Annotated in this window: 6 protein-coding genes; all 6 read right to left on the bottom strand. The window is 63.2% G+C overall.

Annotation, left to right across the window (positions count from 1 at the left end):
- Positions 1 to 10: 10 nt before the first annotated feature.
- Entirely contained in the window at positions 11 to 370 is a 360-nt protein-coding gene (locus tag MKK67_RS16110; RefSeq protein WP_243966128.1) for a hypothetical protein, read from the bottom strand.
- A 162-nt stretch (positions 371 to 532) separates the two neighbouring features.
- Positions 533 to 742: a hypothetical protein gene (locus MKK67_RS16105; protein WP_243966127.1), complete on the bottom strand. Its 210-nt coding sequence runs from the start codon at positions 740 to 742 to the stop codon at positions 533 to 535.
- Between the two features lie 220 nt (positions 743 to 962).
- Entirely contained in the window at positions 963 to 1,166 is a 204-nt protein-coding gene (locus MKK67_RS16100; protein WP_243966126.1) for a hypothetical protein, read from the bottom strand.
- Positions 1,167 to 1,664: 498 nt separating this feature from the next.
- Positions 1,665 to 3,113, bottom strand: a complete 1,449-nt coding sequence (locus tag MKK67_RS16095; protein ID WP_243966125.1) for a diguanylate cyclase — start codon at positions 3,111 to 3,113, stop codon at positions 1,665 to 1,667.
- Between the two features lie 202 nt (positions 3,114 to 3,315).
- Complete coding sequence (locus tag MKK67_RS16090) at positions 3,316 to 4,401, bottom strand: HD-GYP domain-containing protein (RefSeq protein WP_243966124.1); 1,086 nt, start codon at positions 4,399 to 4,401, stop codon at positions 3,316 to 3,318.
- A 20-nt stretch (positions 4,402 to 4,421) separates the two neighbouring features.
- Positions 4,422 to 4,851, bottom strand: a 430-nt coding sequence (locus MKK67_RS16085; RefSeq protein ID WP_243966123.1) for a PilZ domain-containing protein, incomplete at its 5' end; no start/stop codon positions are given.

Here is a 4,851-nt window from a genome sequence, read left to right as displayed (position 1 = left end):
CTGTCGTCGGTCAGGCTCTTCCGCGTTGAGCCTTCAGCCGCTGCAGGGCGCGCTCATTCTCGCGATCGAACTGTGCCGGCGTCATTTCTCCAGCGTCTACACGGCGTGCGAGCTGCTTGCGGTATTCCAGTGCGTCTTCCTCTTGCGCGCTTAGCGGCACGCTAACCCGTGCGGCCGCCTGCGTGCGCTCGGCCCATTCCGTGTAGCTAATGCGCCGGGCATCGCGATCCGCTCTGAGGCGGGCGACATCTTCCTGGAGAAGTGTAGCACCTCGAAGTTCTGAAGCGGCTTGCTGCGGTCCTGAGCCACCTGTTTGACAGGCGCCCAGCCCGATCGTGATGAGCAGGATCGTGGCGATGTGGTGGTTCATGAAGAGCCCCTCGTTCAGGACAAGCTAAGCTGGTCCACGCCGAGGAGGCGAGCGCGGATCGGACACACCGGCCGTCTCACGTTCCACAGGCGATCCAAGCAGTTGTCAGCTCCGATCAGGGTTGTCGCTTCGGCCCGCACCAAATAGGCGACGACTAAACAATCACGCGACCCTAAGGCCGCACCTTGTGAGCCGCTCAGCCTCGTCCCGCCACGCGTCTCGTTCGGCCTGAACCGCCTCGATCAGCGCATGCAGGTTCCCGGCGTCGATTGCGGTCTCCATCAACATGTCCTGGGCGGTCGCGAGCTGCAGGCGCAGATCGGCGTTCTCGCGCGTAATGGCGACGAGTAGGGCGGTCACGTCGTCGCCCATCGGCACCTGCTCCAGATTACAGGCAGGGGCTCTAGCGCTGCTCAAGCTTGGCGGCAACAACATCAGCACTGAGCGCGACTGCTCCAACGAGGCCGCACTGAGTATCGAGGGGTGGAGACCCCGGTGCTACTCTTCCGGCGCGCGGCCGGAGCCGATCACTGAGGGTATGGTGGCGCAGGGTAGTTAACTGTCCCTGTACGCGGTCGGCACGGATCGACGGCTACATCGTTGCGGCGATAGCCATCCACTGGCGCGCCTCAGAAACTCGCTCGTCGTCCGGGCACAAGGGCATGTCGCGGATGACCCGCGAGACGATGTAGCGGACCAACCCGTCATTGAGGTTGAGTTCGCGGGCGTGGCTCTGAAGGCGCCCCATCAGGCGCTGGACCACAATCTCGTGTCGAATGTCGGCTTCGTCGAGCATGTCGTCATCCCCCCAAGATGCGGCAGCAAGATCGTGTTTCAGCCTATAGGAGCGACGAGACGGGTATAGGATCGCTGTATGCAACCCTAGATGTGGGACTCTCCTCGATCCAGCGGTTATCGCCATCAAGGTAATTCAAAGAATAATCCTCCCGGCCGCGTGCGGCTGGCGAATCTGGCCAACTGGTCGGATGCTACATCCTCACCGTGGGCTCGTGTTGCGGGTCGTAGGTCTGGCCGCGATGGTCGGGCATGCGCTCAAGATGGAGGTCGGCGATGGCAGTTTCGAGCGCCGCTTCGCCGGGTAACCCATTTCAGCAGGACGTCGGCCCGAATTAGGTGCACAGGGCAAGGCACAAGCCCCTATCTCCCCGAGCAGGATCGCAACTGCTCCGAGCCCCCCCGATCAGCCGCTGAATAGGAGTAACGGGGGGAATGGCCAGGGGAGTGGTCAGCCGCTGATCGAGATCGGCGTTACCTCTTCGATCTAACCACCTGATTAGCTCACGAGGCGCAGGGTCACTTTACTCGGTTCGGCGATACGAACCTGGTTTCGGCCTGCTGCTTTGGCCGCGTACAAAGCGGTGTCGGCCTTCGCGACGAGCGCTGCGGCGTCATCCGCCAGGACTTCGGGAACACTCGCGACGCCGCAGCTCACCGTGAGCACCGCGTTCGGTCCCACGGCATGGGGCATAGCCCAGCCCATCACCGCCGTCCGGATCCGTTCCGCCACCACCTCAGCGCCCTTCGTATCAATCTCAGGCAGGATCACCGCAAATTCTTCGCCGCCGATGCGACAGGTCATATCGCTCGCGCGGTTGGCGGCCGCGCGGATCGAGCCGGCGATCAGGCGGAGTGCCTCGTCGCCACGCTGATGGCCATAAGTATCGTTGAAGCCCTTGAAGCAGTCCGCGTCGATCAGGATCAGCGACAGAGGCCGCCGTCCCTGCACCGCGCGGTCCCATTCCTGCGCCAACGCCTCGTCGAAGCGCCGGCGATTACCCAGACCGGTCAACGCATCGGTGGTGGCCTGGGCGGTGAGACGAGCATTGGCGGCCACTAGCCTCGTTTCGGCCTGCTCACGACGACCAAGCTCGCGACGGAGCAGCCAGGTGAGACCAGCTGTGACGGCGCACAAGCCGAGCAGCACAAAGCCAAGGCCCAGGGCGCGCTGCCACCATTCGGCGTAGATCGTAGCCGGCACCACGGCGATACTGAGGGTCAGCGGTTCAATGCCGAACCGCGCGAAGGTGAACCGACGTTCGCCCTCTCCGACCATCGCCGGTCCGACGAGGTTACCCTCGCGCATCGCAATCATGCGGCGGTAGCTCGGGGCTTCGGACACACTCGTACCGATCACGCTCTGATCGAACGGCTCGCGCATCAGGATGACGCCTCCCGGTCCGTAGAGCGTCACGGTCCCGGCATGCTCGGCGTCGACCGAGGCAAACAAACTGCGCAGATAGTCGAGCTTGATGCCACCGACCACGACGCCGGCTAAGGAGCCGTCGGAGTTCGACAGGCGACGAGAGAGCATGATCATTCGCTGCCCACTGATCCGAGAAATGGCGGGCGGGCTGACGTGTAGGCTGTCATCGTCTGGATGGGCGGCAAAGTGACGAAAGTACTCGGTATCGGATCGGTCGAGCCCCTTGGGCACCGACTGGTTCGAGCCAGAGACGACAGTACCGTGAGTATCAAGGATCAGTAGGAAGGCGAAGCCTGGCGCGGACGCGGCTCGATCGTAGAGGATCAGCTGACGCAATTCAGGTGATACTTGTGCGACGTCGGTTCGACCGAACCCATCGACGACCGCCTGCAACGATAGATCATAGAGCTCGACGTTACGAGCGATGTCGCGGCCGAGCACCTGCACGAGGCTGTTCGCATTCGCTTGGCTGCGATGCCCCGCATCCGTGTGCATTTGCCAGAGCAGCAGCGCGGCCACACTGATCAAGCCGGCTACGGTGAGGAAGTTGGCAAGGACCACCCATCGAGCAATGGACGGCCCGAGCCACGAGCGGTCACGGTACCCTGGTGGGCTGGCCAAAACGTCCGCCACTTCAAAGCCTGCGCAGTATGAGCATGCTGGCGCAGTCGGCCACAAATCAATTACGAAGCCCTTATCGCGACCCAGACACTTTACAATTTTAAAAGGTAGTTGTCTGACGAGGGCACGAAATAAGTGCTTGATCGTGCGCTGCCTTTAGCATGGTCGGATCGAAGGCTGCGGCTATGGGCTGGAACGCACGCACGAGGACGGCATCGAGTCGGCCAGCCATTTCCTCCAAGACGGTGTAGGCTTTCGCCCCATGCATCGGCGCGCGATACGGGCGACGCTCGATCAACGCCCCATAGACGTCGCAGATCGTCATCAAGCGCACGAAGTCCGAGACCTCCCACCCCCGGAGGCCGTCGGGGTAGCCGCTCCCATCGATCATCTCGTGATGAGAGCGAACGGCCGCCAGCAGGCCGTCATCGAACCCAGCACCCACGAGCATGGCATGACCACGTTCCGCATGCGTGCGCATGATCGCCGTCTCCGAATGGGTGAGACGGCCCGGCTTGTTCAGGATCTCGATGGGGACATGGATTTTGCCGACATCGTGCAGCAGGGCGGCTCGGGTCAGGCGGTGGCGGTCGGCCGGACGCAGCCCCAGCGTCCCTGAGAACACCGCGGCGAGGGCGGCGACCAGCAGGCAGTGCTGGTGGGTGGCATCGTCGAACTGCTGAACCGCGCGGACCCAGTCATGGATGCCGGTGTCGCTCACAGCGCGCACGACCAGTTCGGTACCAACATCAGCCACGGCAGGCGTGATCGGTTGACCGGAGAATAGGGCATGCTGAAAGAACTGTCGGGCCTCGGCGGCTCTCGTTCGAGCCAGTACGGGGATTGACGTCCCCTGCAGGCGCTCCACGGCGCCGAGCATCTGCTGCACCCCTGCCGTGGTGGTCGCGCCTAGAACTCGAGCCTGAGCTTCTGAACGGGCGGTATTCCCGTGCACGAGGAACAGGTATGGGACATCTTCGCCACGGAGCTGCGCCAGGGTGCGGCGCAAGCGAACGATGGCTTCGGAAGTGAGTGCCTCGACATCGCTGACAATCAGGGCGGGGTCTAGGGCCGGCAGTACATCATCGTACAAATCGAGGACGTGGCATGGTCGGCACGTGCCGAATTCACGCGACAGGCGCCTGCCGCGATGGATGTCGTCGGTGATCAGCAGAAGCTCGCCCATCTCCTGTCCAGCCTCTGTCGTCAGAGGATCACGCGTTCATTGAAGGTCAGCGGGCCGAACGGCATCCGGAACGCCACGCCGACGCCCTCGGCGGTATGGCGCACGACCGTCGCGTAGCGCTTGCCCACCGTCACCATCACACCGATCTGAGGCCTCCTATCGAGGACTAGAGCGGCGCCCGTCATGGATAAGTCGGTGACGAAAGCTTCGGCCGTGCGGGCGCCTTGCAAGGCGATCCTGACATCGCGGTGTACTGGAACGATACGAGCAGCCTTGCGCTGATCTTCCCGGTCGTCGGCACTGCGCATCCATTCCAGGCGGGCCTCGATCCGGGAACGGCGTTCGGCGTTGGCCACGAGTTGAAAGACGAAGCCTCCGGGTCGTCCGTGGAGCACGACGCCGTCGAACATCCCGAGATCATCGAGGTAGCAGATCACGCGCGCTCCTGCC

It is taken from the genome of Methylobacterium sp. J-072, from assembly GCF_022829425.1.
Classification (GTDB): domain Bacteria; phylum Pseudomonadota; class Alphaproteobacteria; order Rhizobiales; family Beijerinckiaceae; genus Methylobacterium.
This window is presented reverse-complemented; position numbering and strand designations above follow the sequence as displayed.